General features: G+C 66.0%; 18 protein-coding genes. 7 read left to right on the top strand and 11 right to left on the bottom strand.

Annotated elements, in window-relative coordinates:
• Positions 1–38 precede the first annotated feature (38 nt).
• From nudE to DMO17_RS00435, 3 genes are read left to right on the top strand one after another with little or no spacing between them, the layout of a single operon-like run.
• Positions 39–602, top strand: a complete 564-nt coding sequence (gene nudE / locus DMO17_RS00445) for an ADP compounds hydrolase NudE (protein WP_110680351.1) — start codon at positions 39–41, stop codon at positions 600–602.
• The gene (cysQ, locus tag DMO17_RS00440) at positions 599–1,420 is read left to right on the top strand and encodes a 3'(2'),5'-bisphosphate nucleotidase CysQ (protein ID WP_110680350.1); all 822 of its coding nucleotides are present in this window, start codon (positions 599–601) and stop codon (positions 1,418–1,420) included. Before nudE ends, cysQ begins: the two co-directional genes overlap by 4 nt.
• Positions 1,421–1,435: 15 nt before the next feature.
• Positions 1,436–1,885, top strand: a complete 450-nt coding sequence (locus tag DMO17_RS00435; RefSeq protein ID WP_110680349.1) for a YiiD C-terminal domain-containing protein — start codon at positions 1,436–1,438, stop codon at positions 1,883–1,885.
• A gap of 46 nt (positions 1,886–1,931) precedes the next feature.
• Here DMO17_RS00435 and DMO17_RS00430 read toward each other — a convergent pair whose 3' ends face one another.
• The 8 genes from DMO17_RS00430 to DMO17_RS00395 form a co-directional block, all read right to left on the bottom strand.
• Positions 1,932–3,815 (bottom strand): beta-ketoacyl synthase, encoded by a 1,884-nt coding sequence (locus tag DMO17_RS00430; RefSeq protein ID WP_110680348.1) that lies wholly within the window; start codon positions 3,813–3,815, stop codon positions 1,932–1,934.
• Between the two features lie 206 nt (positions 3,816–4,021).
• Positions 4,022–4,948 (bottom strand): carbamate kinase, encoded by a 927-nt coding sequence (gene arcC / locus DMO17_RS00425; protein ID WP_110680347.1) that lies wholly within the window; start codon positions 4,946–4,948, stop codon positions 4,022–4,024.
• Between the two features lie 52 nt (positions 4,949–5,000).
• Positions 5,001–6,011: an ornithine carbamoyltransferase gene (locus tag DMO17_RS00420; protein ID WP_110680346.1), complete on the bottom strand. Its 1,011-nt coding sequence runs from the start codon at positions 6,009–6,011 to the stop codon at positions 5,001–5,003.
• Between the two features lie 67 nt (positions 6,012–6,078).
• On the bottom strand, positions 6,079–7,329 hold the full coding sequence (gene arcA / locus DMO17_RS00415) for an arginine deiminase (protein WP_110680345.1): 1,251 nt from the start codon (positions 7,327–7,329) through the stop codon (positions 6,079–6,081).
• Between the two features lie 16 nt (positions 7,330–7,345).
• Entirely contained in the window at positions 7,346–8,773 is a 1,428-nt protein-coding gene (arcD, locus tag DMO17_RS00410; protein WP_110680344.1) for an arginine-ornithine antiporter, read from the bottom strand.
• A gap of 432 nt (positions 8,774–9,205) precedes the next feature.
• Positions 9,206–10,564, bottom strand: a complete 1,359-nt coding sequence (locus tag DMO17_RS00405) for a sigma-54-dependent transcriptional regulator (protein WP_110680343.1) — start codon at positions 10,562–10,564, stop codon at positions 9,206–9,208.
• Positions 10,561–12,366 (bottom strand): sensor histidine kinase, encoded by a 1,806-nt coding sequence (locus DMO17_RS00400; protein WP_110680342.1) that lies wholly within the window; start codon positions 12,364–12,366, stop codon positions 10,561–10,563. The genes DMO17_RS00405 and DMO17_RS00400 overlap by 4 nt, the downstream gene beginning before the upstream one ends.
• A gap of 57 nt (positions 12,367–12,423) precedes the next feature.
• Positions 12,424–12,792 carry a DUF5064 family protein gene (locus DMO17_RS00395; protein ID WP_110680341.1) on the bottom strand — a complete coding sequence of 123 codons (369 nt, stop codon included), beginning with the start codon at positions 12,790–12,792 and terminating at the stop codon, positions 12,424–12,426.
• 164 nt (positions 12,793–12,956) lie between these two features.
• Between DMO17_RS00395 and DMO17_RS00390 the strand changes: the two genes are divergently transcribed.
• Both DMO17_RS00390 and DMO17_RS00385 read left to right on the top strand, forming a co-directional pair.
• Entirely contained in the window at positions 12,957–13,343 is a 387-nt protein-coding gene (locus tag DMO17_RS00390; RefSeq protein ID WP_110680340.1) for a DUF3302 domain-containing protein, read from the top strand.
• A gap of 1 nt (position 13,344) precedes the next feature.
• The gene (locus DMO17_RS00385; protein ID WP_110680339.1) at positions 13,345–14,304 is read left to right on the top strand and encodes an HlyD family secretion protein; all 960 of its coding nucleotides are present in this window, start codon (positions 13,345–13,347) and stop codon (positions 14,302–14,304) included.
• Positions 14,305–14,566: 262 nt separating this feature from the next.
• On the opposite strand, the gene glnA is transcribed toward DMO17_RS00385, so the two are convergent.
• On the bottom strand, positions 14,567–15,973 hold the full coding sequence (gene glnA / locus DMO17_RS00380; protein WP_110680338.1) for a glutamate--ammonia ligase: 1,407 nt from the start codon (positions 15,971–15,973) through the stop codon (positions 14,567–14,569).
• 330 nt (positions 15,974–16,303) lie between these two features.
• Here glnA and thiI point away from each other — a divergent pair, with 330 nt between their 5' ends.
• Positions 16,304–17,761: a tRNA uracil 4-sulfurtransferase ThiI gene (gene thiI / locus DMO17_RS00375; protein ID WP_110680337.1), complete on the top strand. Its 1,458-nt coding sequence runs from the start codon at positions 16,304–16,306 to the stop codon at positions 17,759–17,761.
• 133 nt (positions 17,762–17,894) lie between these two features.
• The gene (gene typA, locus DMO17_RS00370) at positions 17,895–19,712 is read left to right on the top strand and encodes a translational GTPase TypA (protein WP_110680336.1); all 1,818 of its coding nucleotides are present in this window, start codon (positions 17,895–17,897) and stop codon (positions 19,710–19,712) included.
• 142 nt (positions 19,713–19,854) lie between these two features.
• On the opposite strand, the gene DMO17_RS00365 is transcribed toward typA, so the two are convergent.
• Together DMO17_RS00365 and DMO17_RS00360 are read right to left on the bottom strand one after the other, a co-directional pair.
• Positions 19,855–20,667 carry a hypothetical protein gene (locus tag DMO17_RS00365; RefSeq protein ID WP_110680335.1) on the bottom strand — a complete coding sequence of 271 codons (813 nt, stop codon included), beginning with the start codon at positions 20,665–20,667 and terminating at the stop codon, positions 19,855–19,857.
• A gap of 110 nt (positions 20,668–20,777) precedes the next feature.
• Positions 20,778–21,110 (bottom strand): hypothetical protein, encoded by a 333-nt coding sequence (locus tag DMO17_RS00360; protein WP_110680334.1) that lies wholly within the window; start codon positions 21,108–21,110, stop codon positions 20,778–20,780.
• Positions 21,111–21,267 lie beyond the last annotated feature (157 nt).

Genomic DNA, 21,267 nt, shown 5'->3' with positions numbered 1-21,267 from the left:
AGCGGGGTATGATAGCGGTTCGAATCAAGGAGCGAATGATGCGCGAGAAACCCCAGGTGCTGGCCCGCGAGATAGTCGCCAGCAGCCGCCTGTTCCGCGTCGAAGAGCTGCAGCTGCGCTTCTCCAACGGCGTGGAGCGCACCTACGAGCGCCTGGTGGGCAAGGGCTCCGGCTACGGCGCGGTGATGGTGGTGGCGTTGCTCGACGCCGAGCACGCGGTGCTGGTCGAGGAATACTGCGGCGGCACCGACGACTATCAGTTGTCGCTGCCCAAGGGCCTGGTCGAGCCTGGCGAGGACGTGCTGGTGGCGGCCAATCGCGAACTCAAGGAAGAGGCCGGCTTCGGCGCCGAGCGCCTGGAGCTGATCACCGAGCTGAGCCTGTCGCCCGGCTACATGAGCCAGAAGATCCAGGTGGTGCTGGCCCGCGACCTGTACGAGGAGCGCCTGCCCGGCGACGAGCCCGAGCCGCTGCGGGTCGACAAGGTCAACCTGCACGACCTCAGCACCCTGATCCAGCACCCGCAGTTTTCCGAGGGGCGCGCCCTGGCCGCCCTCTATCTGGTCCGTGACCTGCTGACCCAACGTGGAGAATTCCAGTGAGCCATCCCTATCTGCCGGCGGTCATCGCCCTGGTACAACGTGCCGGCCAGGCTACCTTGCCGTTCTGGCGCAACGACGTGGCTGTCAGCGAGAAGTCCGATGCCTCGCCGGTCACCGCCGCCGACCTGGCCGCCCACGACATCCTCGCCGCCGGTCTGCACGAGCTGGCGCCCGAGGTGCCGGTACTGTCCGAGGAAGACGCCGGCATCGCCCTGGCCGAGCGCGCCGAGTGGCAGCGCTGGTGGCTGGTCGACCCGCTGGACGGCACCAAGGAGTTCATCTCCGGCAGCGAGGAGTTCACCGTCAACGTCGCCCTGATCGAGCGCGGCCGCGTGGTGTTCGGCGTGGTCGGCATCCCGGCCAGTGGCCGCTGCTACTTCGGCGGCGCCGGCCTGGGTGCCTGGCGCCAAGACGCGGGCGGCGAGCCAGAGGCCATCGCCGTGCGCCTGGCACCGGCCGAAGCCTTCACCCTGGTGGCCAGCCGGCGCCACTCCAGCCCGGCCCAGGAGCGCCTGCTGGAGGGCCTGTCCGAGCGTTTCGGCGACCTGCAGCTGGCCAGCGTCGGCAGCTCGCTGAAGTTCTGCCTGCTGGCCGAGGGCAACGCCGACTGTTATCCGCGCCTGGCGCCCACCTCGCAGTGGGACACCGCCGCGGCCCAGGGCGTGCTGGAAGGCGCCGGTGGCGAAGTGCTGGATCTCAAGGGCGAGGCGCTGACCTACGAGGCGCGCGAGAGCTACCTCAACCCGTCCTTCCTCGGCCTGCCGCAGGCGGCCGCGTGGCGCGCCGAGCTGATCCAGCTGGCGCGCGCCCTGGACTGACGGCCGGGGCGGCAGATGAGCGACGCGCGCGCCCACCTGGAGCGGCTGCTGCACCAGGACATCCCGCTGACCCGGGCCATGGGCCTGGGCGTGCTGGGCTGGCAGGACGGCGAGTTGCGCCTGAGCCTGCCGCTGGCGGCCAACCTCAACCACAAGAGCAGCATGTTCGGCGGCAGCCTTTATTGCGCCGCGGTGCTGGCCGGCTGGGGCTGGCTGCACCTGAGCCTGCGCGAGGCGGGCATAGTCGACGGCCATATCGTCATTCAGCAGGGCCAGATCGACTACAGCGAGCCGGTGCTCGGCGATGCCGTGGCGCTGTGCGCCGCGCCGCCGGCAGCCGAGTGGGAGCGGTTCCTCGCCCTGTACCGGCGCCGCGGCCTGGCGCGCATCGGGCTGCACAGCCGCATTCTGGTCGGCGCCACCGAGGCGGTGCGCTTCAGCGGGCAGTACGTGCTGCACCGCTGAGTCCGTTCACGAGCAGCCCGGATGGCAGCCGGGCTGCCTCGATCTCCTACAGCATGTCGGCGTAGCGCTCGTCCTTGCGGTAGACCAGCGGCTGGCTGAAACCGGGGATGCGTACCTGTTGCGCGTCGATCTGCAGCTCGCGATCGTCGATCAGGCCCTGGCCGAAGTGATAGAGGATGTCGAACTGGCCGCGCAGGGCCTGCTGGTCGTAGCGTGCGGCGGCGGCCCGGGTTGCCTCGCGCCTGGCCTGCCAGGCGGCGAAGGCGGCCTCGCCGTGGCGCTTGCGCAGCATGCGCTCGGCTACCTGCGGCGCCAGCAGTACGCCGGTGGCGTTGTTGCCGCCGAAGCCCTTGGAGTTGAGGAAGCACACTTCCATGTTTTCCACCCGGCGGTCGCGGGTGTCCAGGCTCAGGTGCTGGCGGTGCACATCGTCGGCCACCTTGTCGATGGTCTTCAGGCCCGGCAGCAGGCCGTGGTGGAAGGTGCCGAGGGCGGCGATCAGCTGGTCGCCGCTGGCCGGGGCCAGGGAGTGGCCGACGAAGGCCTTGACCGCGGTCACCGGCCAGGCCTCGATGCCGAAGGCCTCGGCTATGCGGTCCAGCAGCTCGGATTCGGTGACCCGGTTGGCCGGGGTGCTGGAGCCGTGGGCGTGCACGAAGCTGCGCGTGCGCACGGCGTCGATGCCGACCAGCTGCGCGGCGCTGGCCACGGCCTTGGCCAGGGTCAGGTAGTTGCCCGGGCCGGGGGCGGAAATGGACTTCTTGAAGCCGTCGGCGTTGATGAACACATCCGGCACCGCACCGTGGATATCGGCACCCAGCTCCAGGGCCAGGGCGTCATCCATCAGCACGATGAACTGCGCCGACTCGGACAGGGTGAAGCCACAGTTGTCGCCGAACGGCCGGCTGGCACGGCGGAAGTCCACCTCGTCGCGGCCCTCGATCTTGCGCAGGCCCTCCTCGGTGGCCAGGGCGCCCATGGCACCGTAGCCGTCGATGAACTCCTGGGTGACCGGCGCCTCGCTGTTGCCCACCAGCACCACGCGGGCCTGGCCGCTGGCGATCTGCTCGATGCCTTTCTGCAGGTTGTAGAGGAAGGTGGCGCAGGCACCGGTGACGCTGCCGGTGGTGCCGACGCTGCCCAGTACGTAGGCGTTGATGAAATCCGCCGGCATGGTGTTGAGGCCCAGCGGGCACTGCTTGGCGGTGACCCGGCCGCCCCTGAGGCGCGACTGCAGCATGCCGCCGAAGCCGTTTTCGTCCATCTGGCTCATGCCGCTACCGGCGAACACGGCGATCTGGTCCGGCGCCACATGGTCCTGGATGATGCGCCAGTCCAGGCCGGTGGAGCGCAGCGCGTCGGTGGCGCCGACCACGGTCATCTGCAGGCCGCGCGGATGGAAGTGCGAGTGGTACAGCTCGCCCGGCTCGAAGCCTGTGGGCAACTGGCCGGCGGCCTTCACCGGCAGTGCACGGTAACTGTCGACCTTGAACTCGCAGCTCTCCAGCAGGGTGACGCGCACCTGCTGCTCGTCCAGCTCCTCGACCTGCCAGCTGGCCGGCAGCGGCTCGGGCAGGTGCTTGCGCTGGGTGGTGAACTGGGCGCCGCTGACGGCGAGGTTCTTCTGCCAGTGGGCGGCGTCCACGTCCAGGTGGCGCTTCTCGATGCGCCGCACCAGCGTGCCGGCGAGAATCTCGGCGCCATGCCGCGCCTCGATCTCGGCGGGGGTCAGGGGCTGGCCGTCGGCGCTCTGGAACTGGCCTTCGACCACCTGCACCAGTTTCATCATCACGGCCAGGCCGGCCAGGGTCTCCTGGCGCGTGGTGGCGTCCAGGGACTCCTGGACGATACGGCGGAAACCGTGGTGGAACGAGCTTCTGCCCGCGGCGTTGTAACCGCCGAAGCCGACAATGACGGGTAATCGAGACATCACGCAGAACTCCTGGGGTCGTTCCGGGCCGGACAGGCGGGGCGCGCGGCTGCCTTGGCAGCGGCAATGGCGATCCAGCCAGCGGGAATTTCCGGATGGCGACTCAAAATGAATCGGAATGTCTGGGTGACGCAGGGTGTGACCGAAAGGTCACGTACGTGACCCTTCGGTTGCGTGTCAGGCGCGGGCGCCGGGGCCCGCGCCGATCAGCGGTAGCTCAGGCCCGGCTCGGCCGTGCTGATGCGGGTGCCGGAAGTGCCCTGGACGATGGCCTCGATGTTGGCCAGCGAGCCGATCACCGCGACCTTGCCGGTATTGCGGGCAAACTCGCAGGCGGCCTGGACCTTGGGACCCATGGAGCCGGCGGCGAAGCCGAGGCGCTCCAGTTCGTCCGGGTGGGCCTGGGCGATGGCCTTCTGGCTCGGCTTGCCCCAGTCGATGTAGGCGGCGTCGACGTCGGTGGCGATCACCAGCAGATCGCTGTTGAGCTGCTCGGCCAGCAGTGCCGAGCACAGGTCCTTGTCGATCACCGCCTCGACGCCACGCAGCTTCTTGCCGTCGTACATGGTCGGGATACCGCCGCCGCCGGCGCAGATCACCACGCTGCCCTTCTCCAGCAGCCACTTGATCGGGCGGATCTCGAAGATTCGCTGCGGCCGGGGGCTGGCCACCACGCGGCGGAACTTGTCGCCGTCCGGGGCGATGTTCCAGCCCTTCTCCTTGGCCAGGCGCTCGGCTTCTTCCTTGGGGTAGACCGGGCCGATCGGCTTGGTCGGCTTGCGGAAGGCCGGGTCGCCGCTGTCCACCTCGACCTGGGTGAGGATGGTGGCGAAGGGCACCTCGAACGGCAGCAGGTTACCCAGCTCCTGTTCGATCATGTAGCCGATCATGCCTTCGGTCTCGGCGCCGAGCACGTCCAGCGGGTAGGGGTTGGCCGCGTCGTAGGCCGCGCCCTGCAGGGCCAGCAGGCCGACCTGCGGACCGTTGCCGTGGGCGATCACCAGTTCGTTGCCCGGTGCCACCTTGGCGATCTGCTCGCAGGCGATCCGCACGTTCTCGCGCTGGTTCTCCGCGGTCATGGCTTCGCCGCGGCGTAGCAGGGCGTTGCCGCCCAGGGCGATGACGAGTCGCATGGTGCTTCTCCTTGCTCAGTCGTGCGGGCCGCAAGGCGGCCCGCCTCGGCGGTTAGATGTCGGCCAGGGTCGAGACCAGGATCGCCTTGATGGTGTGCATGCGGTTTTCCGCCTGCTCGAAGGCGATGTTGTAGGGCGACTCGAACACGTCTTCGGTAACTTCGATGCCGTTCTTCAGGTTCGGGTACTGCTCGGCGATCTGCTTGCCGACCTTGGTCTCGCTGTTGTGGAAGGCCGGCAGGCAGTGCATGAACTTGGCCCGCGGGTTGCCGGTGGCCTTCATGATGTCCATGTTGACCTGGTAGGGCAGCAGCTCCTTGATGCGCTCGCCCCAGGCCTCGACCGGCTCGCCCATGGACACCCAGACGTCGGTGTGGACGAAGTCGACGCCCTTGACCGCGGCCTTGGCGTCCTCGGTGAGGGTGATGCGCGCGCCACTTTCTTCGGCGAACTTCTTGCACGCGGCCACGTGCTCGTCGCTCGGCCACAGGGCCTTGGGCGCGGCAATGCGCACGTCCATGCCGAGCTTGGCGCCGATCAGCAGCAGCGAGTTGCCCATGTTGTTGCGCGCGTCGCCCAGGTAGGCGTAGCTGATCTCGTGCAGCGGCTTGTCGCTGTGCTCGCGCATGGTCAGCACGTCGGCGAGCATCTGGGTCGGGTGGTATTCGTCGGTCAGGCCGTTGAACACCGGCACTCCGGCATAGCTGGCCAGCTCCTCGACAATTTCCTGCTTGAAGCCGCGGTACTCGATGGCGTCATACATGCGCCCGAGCACGCGGGCGGTGTCCTTCATCGACTCCTTGTGGCCGATCTGCGAGGAGCCCGGATCGATGTAGGTGACGTTGGCGCCCTGGTCGTAGGCGGCCACCTCGAAGGCGCAGCGGGTACGGGTGGAAGTCTTCTCGAAGATCAGCGCGATGTTCTTACGCTTGAGGTGCTGCTGCTCGGTGCCGGTGTACTTGGCGCGCTTGAGGTCGCGCGAGAGGTCGAGCAGGTAGCGCAGCTCGCGCGTGCTGTGGTGCATCAGGCTGAGCAGGTTACGGTTGTGCATGTTGAAAGCCATGATTCTTTCTCCTCGTGGGCAGCTGGAAACGGCGCCCGGCGGCGGATGGCCGCCGGGGCTGGCTTGATCAGTAGTCGATCGGGTCGCGGATGATCGGGCAGGTCATGCAGTGGCCGCCGCCGCGGCCGCGGCCCAGCTCGCTGGCGCTGATGGTGATGACCTCGACGCCGGCCTTGCGCAGCAGGGTGTTGGTATAGGTGTTGCGGTCGTAGCCGACCACCACGCCGGGCTCCAGGCAGACCACGTTGTTGCCGTCGTCCCATTGCTCGCGCTCGGCCTCGAAGCTGTCGCCGCCGGTTTCCACCACGCGCAGCTTCTTCAGGTTGAGCGAGGCGGCGACCACGTCGATGAACGACTTGTTCTCGCGGCGCACGTCGATGCCGCCGGGGCGGCTCTCGTCCGGTCGGATCACGAAGGGCACGATGGAGTAGGCCACTTCCGGGAAGACGGTGACCAGGTCGCGGTCGCAGAAGCTGAACACGGTGTCCAGGTGCATGGCGGCGCGCGACTTGCCGAGGCCGGCGACCACCACCTGCTGCGCCGCGCCCTTGGCGAACAGGGCCTGGGCCACCTGGCCGATGGCCTGGTGCGAGGTGCGTTCGCCCATGCCGATCAGCACGGTGCCGTTGCCGATCGGCATCACGTCGCCGCCCTCCAGGGTGGCGGCGCCATGGTCCTTGTCCGGGTCGCCGTACCAGATCTCGAACTGTTCGTTGGCGAAGTCCGGGTGGAACTTGTAGATGGCGCTGGTGAGCAGGGTTTCCTGGCGCCGCGCCGGCCAGTACATGGGGTTGAGGGTGACGCCGCCGTAGATCCAGCAGGTGGTGTCGCGGGTGAACTGGGTGTTGGGCAGCGGCGGGAAGACGAAGCTGGACTCGCCGAGGTAGGCGTTGAACATCTTCGCCGCCTCGGAATCCTTGTGCTTGGCCAGGTCGGCACCGGAGACGCCGCCGATCAGGTACTCGGCGATCCGGCGTGGCTCCAGGCCTTCGATGAAGGAGCGCACCTCGTGCTGCAGGCCGAGGCCGACGCTGTTCGGCGTGATCTTGCGGTCGAGGATCCACTTCAGGGCCTCGGGATTCCGCACCGTTTCCTCCAGCAGGTTGTGCATCTCCACCACCTCGACGCCGCGTTCGCGCATCTTGGTCATGAAGTCGAAGTGGTCGCGCTTGGCCTGCGACACCCAGATCACGTCGTCGAACAGCAGTTCGTCGCAGTTGTTCGGGGTCAGGCGCAGGTGCGCCAGGCCCGGCGAGCAGACCATCACCTTGTGCAGTTTGCCGGCTTCGGAATGAACGCCGAGGGCTTTCTTGGACATGTCGAACTCCTTCTCGCTAGAGACTCAGGAAACCGTCGTACAGCCCGTAGGCGGCAATGGCGGCACCGATCAGCACGACGCCGAAGATGATCTTCTCGACGCCGGTGAAGATGGGCTGGCCCAGCTCACGCTTGGCCTTGGCGAACAGGATGGCGCCGGGCGCATAGAGCAGGGCGGAGAGCAGCAGGTACTGGACGCCGGCGGCATACACCAGCCACACCGCGTAGAGGGTCGAGACCAGGGCGATGAACAGGTCCTTGTTGCGCTCGCCCGCGGCGCTCTCGTAGGTCTCGCCGCGGTAGGCCAGCAGCAGCGCGTAGGCGCTGGACCAGAAGTAGGGCACCAGGATCATCGAGGTGGCCAGGTACAGCAGGCTGAGGTAGGTGGAGGCGTTGAACAGGGTGATGACCAGGAACAGCTGGATCAACCCGTTGGACAGCCACAGCGCGTTGGCCGGAACGTGGTTGACGTTCTCCTTGCGCAGGAACTCCGGCATGGTGTGGTCGCGCGCGCTGGCGAAGAGGATCTCGGCGCACAGCAGGGTCCAGGACAGCAGGGCCCCGGCCAGCGAGACGATAAGGCCGATGGAGATCAGCTGGGCGCCCCAGGGGCCGACCACCTGTTCCAGCACCCCGGCCATCGAGGGGTTCTTCAGCCCCGACAGCTCGGCCTGGGCCATGATGCCCTGGCTCAGCACGTTGACCAGCACCAGCAGCAGGAGCACGCCGACGAAGCCGATCACCGTGGCCTTGCCCACGTCGCTGCGCTTCTCGGCGCGGGCGGAGAAGATGCTGGCGCCCTCGATGCCGATGAACACCCAGACGGTGACCAGCATCATGTTGCGCACCTGGTCCATCACGCTGCCCAGTTCGGTGTTGCCCGCGCCCCAGAAGTCGCTGGTGAACACGTCCAGCTTGAAGGCGATGGCGGCGATCACGATGAACAGCACCAGCGGCACCATCTTGGCGATGGTGGTGACGGTGTTGATGAAGGCGGCCTCCTTGATTCCGCGCAGCACCAAAAAGTGCAGCAGCCAGAGCAGTACCGAGGCGCAGATCACCGCCGGCAGGGTGTTGCCCTCGCCGAACACCGGGAAGAAGTAGCCGAGGGTGGAGAACAGCAGCACCATGTAGCTGACGTTGCCGATCCAGGCGCTGATCCAGTAGCCCCAGGCCGAGGAGAAGCCCATGTAGTCGCCGAAACCGGCCTTGGCGTAGGCGTACACCCCGCCGTCGAGCTCGGGCTTGCGGTTGGCCAGGGTCTGGAACACGAAGGCCAGGGTCAGCATGCCGACCCCGGTGATCAGCCAGCCGATCAGGGTGGCGCCGGCACCGGCACTGGCGGCAATGTTCTGTGGCAGCGAGAAGATGCCGCCGCCGACCATCGAACCCACCACCAGCGCGATCAGCGCCCCCAACTTGAGTTTCTGTGCAGAAGCGGACATCGGATACCTCCGTCAATGGAGAGAAATCATGTCGTCATTGGGCGCGCCGGCGCCGGTGCGGGTATTGATCCCGATCAAGGGCGATAGCTACCGGTCTGAATGGTGGTGCTGAAAAGGCAATCAGGCGCGGTAGTTGTTGTGAGAACCTCCAGAACGGCGCCGTCGTCCTGCGCGTCGAAGGTTCCGGCGCGTGAACTTCAAGTTAGTGGAAGTTCTAGCGGCTGCAAGTTGCAGAAATAAGGCGGAAAAATTGGTGGCGAATTGCCTTTTATCAATTGGCAATTAACAGCCGATTTTCTTATTTCAAAAGCGGCTATAAGCGGACTTCATCCGGCCTGCTGCAGCGGCAACGCGTCGTCGAGCCGAAGCATGTCGACCGCAGAGGCGCCGCGTGCGAATTGGCAACGAGCCTGCAGCGGCCGCGTGCAGGGCCTAGTCCTCGCCGCCGAACTCCAGGCCATGCTTGCGCAGCCTGTCGTGCAGGGTCTTGCGCGGCAGGCCGAGGGCCTCGGCCAGGCTGCGCAACGAGCCGTGCCCCTTGGCCATTTCGGCGGCGATCAGGGCCTTCTCGTAGGCCTCCACGCGCTCGCCCAGGCTCTCGCCGACCAGGCTGGCGGGCATCTCGCTGCCCGGCAGGTCGAGGCCCAGCTCCAGGCCCATGGCGAAGCGTTCGGCGGCGTTCTGCAGCTCGCGCACATTGCCCGGCCAGGCGTGGCTCAGCAGCTGGGCACGCTGCCCCGGTTGCAGCTGGCGCGGTGGCAGGCCGTGGCGCAGGGCGGCGGCCTCGGCGTGGTGCTGGAACAGCAGCAGAATGTCCTCGCCGCGCTCGCGCAGTGGCGGGATGCGCAGCGGCGCCACGTTCAGCCGGTAGTACAGGTCGGCGCGGAAGCGGCCCTGGTCGGCGGCCACCCGCAGGTCTTCCTTGGTCGCGGCGATCACGCGGATGTCCAGCGGGATCAGCTGGTTGCCGCCGAGGCGCTCGACCATTCGCTCCTGCAGCAGGCGCAGCAGCTTGACCTGCACGTCCGGGCTCATGCTCTCGATCTCGTCGAGGAACAGGGTGCCGCCGTTGGCGAACTCGAACTTGCCGATGCGCCGCTTGGCCGCGCCGGTGAAGGCGCCGGCCTCGTGGCCGAACAGCTCGCTCTCCACCACCGATTCGGCCAGGGCGCCGGCGTTGATCGCCACGAAGGGACCCTTCTTGCGCGCCGACAGCTCGTGCAGGGCGCGCGCCACCACCTCCTTGCCGGCGCCGGTCTCGCCGAGAATCAGCACGTCGGTGTGGATCGCCGCCAGTGCACCGACCTGCTCGCGCAAGCGCTGCATCGGCGCCGACTGGCCGAGCAGACGGGCGCCCAGCTCGTTGCGGTCGGCCAGGGCCAGGCGCAGGCTGCGGTTGTCCAGTACCAGGCGGCGCAGCTCCAGGGCGCGGCGCACGCTGTCGAGCAGCGCCTCGCTGGCGAAGGGTTTCTCCAGGAAATCGTAGGCGCCGGCGCGCATGGCCTGTACCGCCAGCGGCACGTCGCCATGACCGGTGATCAGCAGCACCGGCAGCTCGGCGTCGCGCTCGTGCAGCTGCTGCAGCAACTGCAGGCCGTCGATGCCGGGCATACGGATGTCGCTGACCACCACACCCGGCCAGTCGGGCGCCAGGCGCTCGGCCAGGCCGCGGGCGTCGGCCAGGGCCTGGACGCGCAGGCCGGCGAGGTCGAGGGTCTGCGCCAGGGCCTGGCGCAGGTGCTCGTCGTCGTCGATCAGCAGGACCTGGGTGCGGGCGTCGATGGCCGTCATGAAAACTCCTCGGGCGGTTGCAGGTTGGCACCAGGGGTGCTGTTGCGCAGTCGCAGGGTGATCAGCGCGCCGCCGTCCGGGTGGTTGGCCAGCAGCAGCTCGCCGCCCAGGGCGCGCATCAGGGTCTCGCAGATGGCCAGGCCGAGGCCGAGGCCCTGGGTACGTGTCTTGGTGGTGAAGAACGGCTCGCGGGCATGTTGCAGCGCCTGTGCGGAGAAGCCCGGACCATTGTCGCGCAACTGTAGATCGACGCCCTCGGCGGTGACTTCGGCACTGATCCAGATACGTCTTGGCGGCGCCTTCTCGCTCAGGGCATCGAGGGCGTTGGCCAGCAGGTTGCCGAGCACCTGGCGCAGGCGCGTCTCGCCAGCCTGCACCCACAGGGTGGCGTCCGGCAGGTCGCGGACCAGTTCCACTTCCAGGGCGCGGCGGCGTTTGGCCAGCAGGGCCAGGGCGTCGTCGATGGCCGGTTGCAGGGCCACGCTTTCCGGGGCGTGGCGGTCGCGCCGGGCGAAGGCGCGCAGGTGGGCGATGATCGAGGCCATGCGTCCGGTCAGCTCGCTGATCTGCTTGAGATTGCCGCGGGCGTCGTCGAGGCGCTGGTGGTCGAGCAGCACGCCGGCGTTGTCGGCATAGCTGCGGATCGCCGCCAGCGGCTGGTTGAGCTCGTGGCTGATGCTCGCGCTCATGGTGCCGAGGGCCGAGAGCTTGCCGGCCTGGACCAGCTCGTCCTGGGTGCGCACCAGTTCCTGCTGGGCCTGTTCGCGCTCCAGCACCTCGTCCTTCAGGCGGTTGTTCAGCGCCTCCAGCTCGCGGGTGCGTTCCAGCACGCGGATTTCCAGCTCGCGCTTGGCCCTGGCGTCCAGCGCGATGCGCTCGATGTAGTGGCGGCGGCGCTGCAGCAGCAGGCCGAGCAGGGCCAGCAGGGCCAGCAGGCTGGCGCCGCCGATTGCCAGCACGGTCTGCACCGGGCGTTCCACTTGGCTGCGCGGGGCGAGGATGCTCACCGTCCAGCCGGTCTCGGCCAGCTCGCGGCTCTGCGTCAGCCAGGCGTTGTCGTCCAGCTGCAGGGGCTGCGGCTGGCGGGTCGGGTAGGGCTGGTCGGCGGCGATCCGCGCCAGCTCCTCCTTGCTCAGCGGGCGGCTGGCGCGGAAGCGCCACGCGGGGTTGGAGGTGAGGATCACCACGCCCTTGTCGTCGGTCACCAGCAGCTGTTCCGGGGTGCGCCCCCAGAGGCGCTCGGTGTAGTCGAGGTCGACCTTGAGCACCAGTACGCCGAGCTTGCGCGCGCCGTCGCGGATGCCGGCGGCGAAGTAGTAGCCGCGCTTGCCGGAGGTGGTGCCGAGGCCGAAGAAGCGCCCCAGGCGGCCCTCGCTCGCCGCCTGGTAATAGGGACGGAAGGTGAAGTTGCGGCCGATGAAGCTGTCCGCCTGGTCGTGGTTGGAGGCGGCGCGGGTCAGGCCCTGGGCATCCATCAGGTAGATCACGTCGGCGCCGGTCTGCTCGCGCACCCGCTTGAGCAGGGCGTTGGCCTTCGCCAGGGCCTGCGGATTATGCGGGTCGAGCAGCATGCCGCGCAGGTCTGGCAGGTCGCCGAGGATCGGCGGCAGCACCTCGTAGCGGCGCAGGGTGCCGAGCAGGTTGGCGACGTAGAGATCGAGGGTCTGGCGATTCTGCTCGATCAGCTCGTCGCGGTAGTACCGCTCGGCCAGCTGTTGCAGCGGCCATAGCAGGGGCGCCAGCAGCAGGGCCAGCAGGGCCAGGCTGCGCCAGCGGGGACGGTGAAGGTGGGCTTGGGTCATGCTGCAGGGCACCGGGAACTCGGGAGCATTATATGCACTGCAGCAGCTGGCGCGGGGTCAGAGACCGTCCTTCTCCAGGTGGTCGAGGTTGATCGGGTCGCCTGGCTTGATGCCCAGCTTGTCGCGGATGTCGGCGAACATCGCATCGTATTCCTGGTGCGCGCGCATGATCGGGCTGGCGTTGGCCGGCAGCCCATGCTTCACCACCTTCTTGGCGATCAGGGTGGCGAAGTTGAAGGCGGTGTCGCGGTGCATGTCGAACTCCTCGCTGAACTCGCGCCCGGCGATCTGCCCGCTGATCCGGAAATGCAACAGGGTGCCTTCGCTCGGGTCCTGTCGCACCTCGTAGAACACGTCGATGCTGAATTCCGGCGCGCCCGGGGCGCCATGGGTGTTGCTGCGGTGCAGATGGCCCGGCTCGAACATGCCTGTCTCCTCAAGGATTGGATTCATCTCATGTGCAACCCTAGTGACCTATGCTCAAAGCGCAAGCGTGCAAGAGCAGGGTTTGACCCCGGTCAATTGCCGGGCTCCGTGCTGGGAAAAGGCTGCCTTTCAGTTTCAGGGACATCAGGAGTGGGGGACGGGACGTGCTGGACTACATTGCGCTGGTAATACTGATTTTCGTCGGTGTCGTGCTGTTCTACGGAGTGATCGCCATTCACGACATCCCCTACGAGATCGCCGTGCATCGCAAGCATCCGCAGCAGGATGCCATCCACGTGGCGGGCTGGGTCAGCCTGTTCACCCTGCATGCGATCTGGCCCTTCCTGTGGATCTGGGCGACCCTCTACCGCGAGGACCGCGGCTGGGGCTTCGGCGCCGGGGCGGCGCCGGCCGACCCGCGCCTCGATCAGTTGGCCCAGCAGCTGAGCGAACTGCAGGCGCGCCTGGATGCGCTGCCGGCGCCGCCGCCAGCGCCTGCGGAGCCCGTGGCCACAGTACCCGCCGAACCGACGCCGAAGCCGGAGGCCTGACATGGACCTGTTGCTGATCCTCACCTACACCGCCATCTGCGTCGCCATCTTCAAGATCTTCAGGATTCCGCTGAACAAGTGGACGGTGCCCACCGCCGTGCTCGGCGGGGTGGTCATCATCGGCACGCTGATCTTCCTGATGAACTACAACCACCCCTACTCCGAGGTGGCGCGCAGCTACTTCGTCAGCACGCCGATAGTGCCGGCGGTCAGCGGCCAGGTGATCGAGGTGCCGGTCAAGGGTCACCAGATGCTGGAGAAGGGCGATGTGCTGTTCCGCATCGACCCGACCCCCTTCGACAACCGGGTCAAGTCGCTCAAGGCCCAGCTGGTGTCGGCCAGGGCCGACCTGGCGCGGGCCAGCGAGCTGGCCCGGCGCAACGTCGGCAACCGGCGCGATGTGGATATCACCTCGGCCCGCGTAGCGGACCTGCAGGCGCAGCTCAACATCGCCCAGTTCGAGCTGGACAACACGGTGGTGCGGGCGCCGTCGCGCGGCTATGTCTCCCAGGTATCGCTGCGCCCCGGCATCTATGCGGTGAAGATGCCGCTGCGCCCGGCGATGATCTTCATTCCCCAGGAGAGTTATACCTACGTGGCCTGGATGCGGCAGAACAGCCAGCTGCGCCTGAGCCTGGGCGACGAGGCGGAGATCGCCTTCGACGGCATCCCCGGCGAGGTGTTCCAGGCCAAGGTGACGATGGTCACGCCGGTGATCGCCGAGGGCCAGGTGCAACCCAGCGGCAACCTGGTCGGCTTCACCGGCTCGCCGCCGCCCGGCCGGGTGCCGGTGGTACTGGAGGTGACCGACCCGGACTTCGCCGCCTACCGCGACCTGATGCCCGGCGGCGCCTACGGCCAGGCCGCGCTCTACTCGGAGCATTTCCACCATGTCGCCATCATGCGCAAGATCCTCCTGCGCATGGCCGCCTGGATGAACTACATCTTCCCCTTCCACTAGTCTTCCCGAGCAACCCAAGAGGCCTCCTGCGGGAGGCCTTTCTTATGCTCCGCGGCGGCTGGTTCCGGGGTGGCCAGGTTTAGCGCGGGTTAGCCGTAGGCATAACCCAGCGCCCCCTGCTGGACACCTGTGCTCAGTTCCGCACCGCCGTACGCCCCGGTGCGGCTAACCCACCCTGCGACTCTGGTTTTTCGCGGACAAAAAAAGAGGCCTACCGCAGGAGGCCTCTTTCAAGCAAACCGCCGGGGCGGTTCGAACCGGATCAGACGCTGTAGTACAGGTCGTATTCCAGCGGGTGCACGAAGGTGCGCACCTTGATCTCTTCCTCGGACTTCAGCTCGATGTAGGCATCGATGAAGTCGTCGGAGAACACGCCGCCCTTGGTCAGGAAGGCGCGGCCCTTGTCCAGCTCTTCCAGGGCTTCTTTCAGGCTGCCGCAAACCTGCGGGATTTCCTTGGCCTCTTCCGGCGGCAGGTCATACAGGTTCTTGTCGGCGGCATCGCCCGGGTGGATCTTGTTCTGGATGCCGTCGAGGCCGGCCATCAGCAGCGCGGCGAAGCACAGGTACGGGTTGGCAGCCGGGTCCGGGAAGCGCGCCTCGATGCGGCGGGCTTTCGGGCTGGAAACGTACGGGATACGGATCGAGGCGGAACGGTTGCGCGCCGAGTAGGCCAGCATCACCGGGGCTTCGAAGCCCGGGACCAGACGCTTGTAGGAGTTGGTCGACGGGTTGGTGAAGCCGTTCAGGGCCTTGCCGTGCTTGATGATGCCGCCGATGAAGTACAGGGCGGTGTCGGACAGGCCGGCATAGCCTTCGCCAGCGAAGGTGTTCTTGCCATCTTTGGAGATGGACATGTGCACGTGCATGCCCGAGCCGTTGTCGCCGTACAGCGGCTTCGGCATGAAGGTCACGGTCTTGCCGTAGGCATCGGCGACGTTGTGCACGCAGTACTTCAGGGTCTGAACTTCGTCAGCCTTGGCGACCAGGGTGTTGAACTTCACGCCGATCTCGTTCTGGCCGGCGGTCGCCACTTCGTGGTGGTGGACTTCCACGACCAGGCCCATTTCTTCCAGGGCGTTGCACATGGCGGTACGGATTTCGTGGTCGTGGTCGACCGGCGGAACCGGGAAGTAGCCGCCCTTGACGCCCGGACGGTGGCCCTTGTTGCCGGACTCGATGTCGGCGTCGGTGTTCCAGGAAGCCTGCTCGGAGAAGATCTTGAACATCGAGCCGGAGATGTCGGACTTGAACTTCACTTCGTCGAAGATGAAGAACTCCGGCTCCGGGCCGACGAATACGGTGTCACCGATACCGGTGGACTTCAGGTATTCCTCGGCGCGCTTGGCGATGGCGCGCGGGTCGCGGTCGTAGCCCTGCATGGTGGACGGCTCGATCACGTCGCAGACCAGGATCAGGGTCGGCTCTTCGGTGAACGGGTCCAGCACGGCGGTGCTGTCGTCCGGCAGAAGGATCATGTCGGAGGCTTCGATGCCTTTCCAGCCGGCGATGGAGGAGCCGTCGAACATCTTGCCCGCTTCGAAGAACTCTTCGTCCAGAGCGTCGCGAGCCGGCATGGTCACGTGCTGTTGCTTGCCTTTGGTATCGGTGAAGCGCAGGTCAACCCACTTCACGTCGTGTTCTTTAATCAGTTGAAGCGACTTCGACATGGTGTCCTCCAGGTGGAAGGAAGCTGGCTGAGCCGGCCTCCGGAATAGGTGCAAAGCCGGGCGGGATAGTCCGCCAGACCAGGCTGCCTCACAAGGGAGCAAATTGCATGCCAGTGCCCCGGAATGGGCTGGAGCCCTGAAACCCAGGGGGTGCGCGGCCTGTGGCGATTTTTTGAGCAGTTTTATGCACCAAGATGGATCGCCATAAATACAAAGAGCACTATTTTGGTGCCTAATCGCCTGTGAAGTTGTTTTTGGTCAAAGCTTGAACAATTTCCGCTATAATCCGCGCCCCTGTTTTTCGGCATCCCGCCCGGCACCCGCTATTCCATGAAACTGATCGTCAAACCCTTCGCGGAAATCACCATCAAGAGCCGGCCGGTGCGCAAGCAGTTCATCCGCCAGCTGGCGAAGAACATCCGCACGGTGCTGCGTGACCTGGACCCCGAGCTGGAGGTACAGGGCGAATGGGACAACCTCGACCTGATCAGCCGGGTGAGCGAGCGCAAGGTGCAGCTGGAGATGTTCGAGCGCCTGCGCTGCACGCCGGGCATCGCGCACTTCCTCGAAGTGCACGAATACCCCTATGTCGACTTCGACGACACCTTCGAGAAGTGCCGCGCGCATTTTGGTGCACAGATCGCCGGCAAGGTCTTCGCCGTGCGCTGCAAGCGTGCCGGCAATACCCATGATTTTTCCTCGGTGGACCTGGCGACCCACGTCGGCAGCCGCCTGCGCCGCGAGTGCGGAGCCGCCGGCATCGACCTGAAGAAGCCCGAGGTCGAGGCGCGCTTCGAGGTGCGCTACGACCGCCTGCTGATCATCCATGCCCAGCACGAGGGGCTCGGCGGCTACCCGCTGGGCTCGATCGAGCAGACCCTGGTGCTGATGAGCGGCGGCTTCGACTCCACGGTCGCCGCCTACCAGATGATGCGCCGCGGCCTGCTCACCCACTTCTGCTTCTTCAACCTCGGCGGTCGCGCCCACGAGCTGGGCGTGATGGAAGTGGCGCATCACCTGTGGCAGAAGTTCGGCAGCTCGCACCGCGTGCTGTTCATCAGCGTGCCGTTCGAGGAAGTGGTCGGCGAGATCCTGTCCAAGGTCGACAACAGCCAGATGGGCGTGGTGCTCAAGCGCATGATGCTACGCGCCGCCAGCCGCATCGCCGAGGACCTGCACATCGATGCGCTGGTCACCGGCGAGGCGATCAGCCAGGTGTCCAGCCAGACCCTGCCGAACCTCTCGGTGATCGACGCGGTCACCGACACCCTGGTGCTGCGCCCGCTGATCGCCGCGCACAAGCAGGACATCATCGATACCGCCGTGCGCATCGGCACCGCCGAGTTCGCCAAGAACATGCCCGAGTACTGCGGGGTGATCTCGGTCAACCCGACGACCAAGGCCAAGCCCTACCGCATCGAGCACGAGGAAGCGCAGTTCGACATGGCCATCCTCGAGCGTGCCCTGGAACGCGCGCGCCGGGTCACGGTGGACCGGGTGATCGACGAGCTGGGCGAGGACCTGCAGGTCGAGGAAGTGGCCGAGGCGCTGGCCGGGCAGATCGTCCTCGACATCCGCCACCCGGATGCCGCCGAGGACGAGCCGCTGCAGCTCGAGGGTGTGGAGGTGCAGACCATGCCGTTCTACGCGCTGAACAACAAGTTCAAGGAACTGGATGAGAACCGCCAGTACCTGCTGTATTGCGACAAAGGCGTCATGAGCCGCCTGCATGCCCATCATCTGCTCAGCGAGGGGCATGCCAATGTTCGCGTCTATCGCCCGCATTAAAAGGGCCGGCCTGCTCGGTGGCAGCATCCGCCACCGCCCTCCCGACCAGCGTCGCGGCGCGTAATCCCGAGTTCACAACGGCCAGGCACACTGCCGGGCCACAGCTTTCAGAATCTTCAATCGAGACGACATCGTGATCGAAAAACTGCGCAACATCGCCATCATCGCCCACGTCGACCATGGCAAGACCACCCTGGTGGACAAGCTCCTCAAGCTCTCCGGCACCCTCGACCGCAAAGAAGCGGAGAACGAGCGCGTGATGGACTCCAACGACCAGGAAAAGGAACGCGGCATCACCATCCTGGCGAAGAACACCGCCATCAAGTGGAACGGCTACAACATCAACATCGTCGACACCCCCGGCCACGCCGACTTCGGCGGTGAGGTGGAGCGCGTGATGTCGATGGTCGACTCCGTGCTGCTGGTGGTCGACGCCCAGGACGGCCCCATGCCGCAGACCCGTTTCGTGACCCAGAAGGCGTTCAAGGCCGGCCTGCGTCCGATCGTCGTGGTCAACAAGATCGACCGTCCGGGCGCGCGTCCGGACTGGGTCATCGACCAGATCTTCGACCTGTTCGACAACCTCGGCGCCACCGACGAGCAGCTCGACTTCCCGATCGTCTACGCCAGCGCCCTGAACGGCATCGCCGGCCTCGACCACGAGAAGATGGACGACAACATGGATGCCCTGTTCCAGGCCATCGTCGACCACGTGCCGGCCCCGCAGGTCGACACCGAAGGCCCGTTCCAGATGCAGATCTCGCAGCTGGACTACAACAGCTTCCTCGGCGTGATCGGCATCGGCCGCATCGTGCGTGGCCGCATCAAGTCCAACACCCCGGTGGTGGCCATCAGCGACGACGGCACCAAGCGCAACGGTCGCGTGCTGAAGATCATGGGCCACCACGGCCTGCAGCGCGTGGAAGTGGCGGAAGCCGAGGCCGGCGACATCGTCTGCGTGTCCGGCATGGAAGAGCTGTTCATCTCCGACACCCTGTGCGACCCGGCCTGCGTCGAGGCCCGCCCGCCGCTGACCGTCGACCAGCCGACCGTGAGCATGACCTTCCAGGTCAACGACTCGCCGTTCGCCGGCAAGGAAGGCAAGTTCGTCACCAGCCGCAACATCAAGGACCGTCTGGAAAAGGAACTGCTGCACAACGTGGCGCTGCGCGTCGAGCCGGGCGATTCCGCCGAGAAGTTCAAGGTCTCCGGTCGTGGCGAGCTGCACCTGTCGGTACTGATCGAAACCATGCGCCGTGAAGGCTTCGAGCTGGCCGTGGGCCGCCCGGAAGTGGTGATCATCGAGAAGGACGGCGTCAAGCAGGAGCCCTACGAGAACGTCACCATCGACATCGAGGAGCAGCACCAGGGCCCGGTGATGGAGCAGATGGGCATGCGCAAGGGCGACATGACCAACATGATCCCCGACGGCAAGGGCCGTATCCGCCTGGAATACATCATCCCGGCGCGCGGCCTGATCGGCTTCCGTAACGCCTTCCTGACCATGACCTCGGGCACCGGCATCCTCACCTCGACCTTCGACCACTATGGTCCGGTCAAGGCCGGCGACGTCGCCCACCGCCAGAACGGCGTACTGGTCTCCATGGCCACCGGCACCGCGCTGACCTACTCCCTGGAAACCCTGCAGGACCGCGGCAAGCTGTTCCTGTCCCCGGGCGACGAAGTCTACGAAGGCCAGCTGGCCGGCATCCACAGCCGCGACAACGACCTAGTGATCAACCCGACCAAGGCCAAGAAGCTCGACAACATGCGCGCTTCCGGCAAGGACGAGACCATCCAGCTGACCCCGGCGCTGAAGTTCACCCTGGAGCAGGCGCTGGAGTTCATCGACGAGGACGAACTAGTCGAGGTGACCCCGAAGTCCATCCGTCTGCGCAAGAAGCTGCTCAACGAGAACGACCGCAAGCGCTACGAGCGCAGCAAGGTCTGACCCGGCGCAATTTCTGCGTGACGAGTAAAACCCCGCCAGAGTGATCTGGCGGGGTTTTTATTGGCCGGATGTATGAGAAGACGGTGCCTCTTTTCCAGGCAGTCAAGCTTGGCCGGAGGTGACTGTCTGGTGGCAGGAGCCGCTAGCGGTTACTGACGCATTGATTCAGCTTGGCGCGAGCTGCCAAGCCATCGGTCCAGTCGATATCTGCAACGGCACGCCCGCCCATCTCGACGATGAAATGTTCGACATCCAGCATCGTGTTCAGCGCAGCTTCAATGTTCGGCACTGTCAGGCCGATCGCGCCGAACGGAATACCCGGTACCGAAAAATTCAACGCGTTCACCGACTGCGCCTGATACTTCGACTGCTTAAGAGTCACCGCCACGGTTTGTGTGTTCGATGGCCTGGGAATGTCCGCGCTCCAGAAGATCAGCATGCCACCCTTGTAGGCTTTTCCGGGCCCGACAATGCTGACCGCGCCACCCTCTTTGCTCCACATGGCAGTGCAATTGTCCCCGGGGGCCGAATCCTTCTTGCCCTGAAAGATTTTCCATTCACCCTGCTTGTAGCGCTGGTAGTCCGGATCCGCCTCCAGCCTCTGCAGTTTTGCTTCGGCTTCCAGCATTTTCTTCTGAATTTCCTCGTTTCTGGCCGTCTGCTTGTCGATGGCGATGCCAATGGCGTCGTAGCTGGGCGGGCCGGGGTCGGCAAAAATATTGCAGCCGTCACATCTGTAGCCCGCGTACCCACCGCCAGTACCTCCACCACCAGCGCTGTCAGCCCCGCCACCGGTTTGCACGCACAGAGGAACAGCGGCAATTCCATGCGAGCCACCGCCAACGCCGATCTGCTGTTCGCCAGGCCCGGGACCACCCGGGCACGGGTAGTTCGCCCATGCGGGTTGCGCGATCAAAGCAACCGCTACCAATACAAAGAACACAGGAAATTTCATCGGGATTCCATTCATGTTGAGGGCTGTTGCAGGGGCTGAGTCAAAGGGTAGAGCCTAACCCCGGTTACACAAAACTCTGCACACCCTCGCCAGTGCGCACCCCTGAATCGTCACTGCCCCGGTCCGCTCCTGAGGATTTCGCCCTTCTTCGCGCAGCTGGGTGGATTGATGGCGCCGAAGGTGGCCAGGTTGCCGCCATTGATGATGCAGTTGAACTCGCTGCCATTGTCGGCCCGCAGCTCGGCGTAGGTATTGGTCCCGCTGGTGCGCCGTGCCAGCAGTTCGAGTTGGCTCGGAGAGTAGCCGAGCACCCCCGCCGTTTCCGCGACGATTCTCTCATCGCTCAGCGAGTTGGTCTTTTCGGCGATTGCCGCGCAGCCGGCGATCCATTGTGCGGCGGCCAGCAGGGCGAGCAGGCGGGTGGCGCGGAAAAGCTTGTTCATGACAGTCCCTCGTTTGTCGTTGCGCATGTGAAGATAATGATTCCGACTTCCCGGCCGGGCCGGGTGGAGGGACTCTAAGTAGGCGGCGAGAGGCTGGCCAAGCGGTTTTCGGCCAAGCGCTATCGGCGTTGCCGCCAGTGACGGAGATTTCTGCCAA

Origin of the sequence: Aquipseudomonas alcaligenes (assembly GCF_003205495.1) — a bacterium.
Lineage (GTDB): Bacteria > Pseudomonadota > Gammaproteobacteria > Pseudomonadales > Pseudomonadaceae > Aquipseudomonas > Aquipseudomonas alcaligenes_B.
The sequence above is the reverse complement of the archived record's forward strand: the minus strand, read 5'-3'. Positions and strand labels throughout refer to the sequence as shown.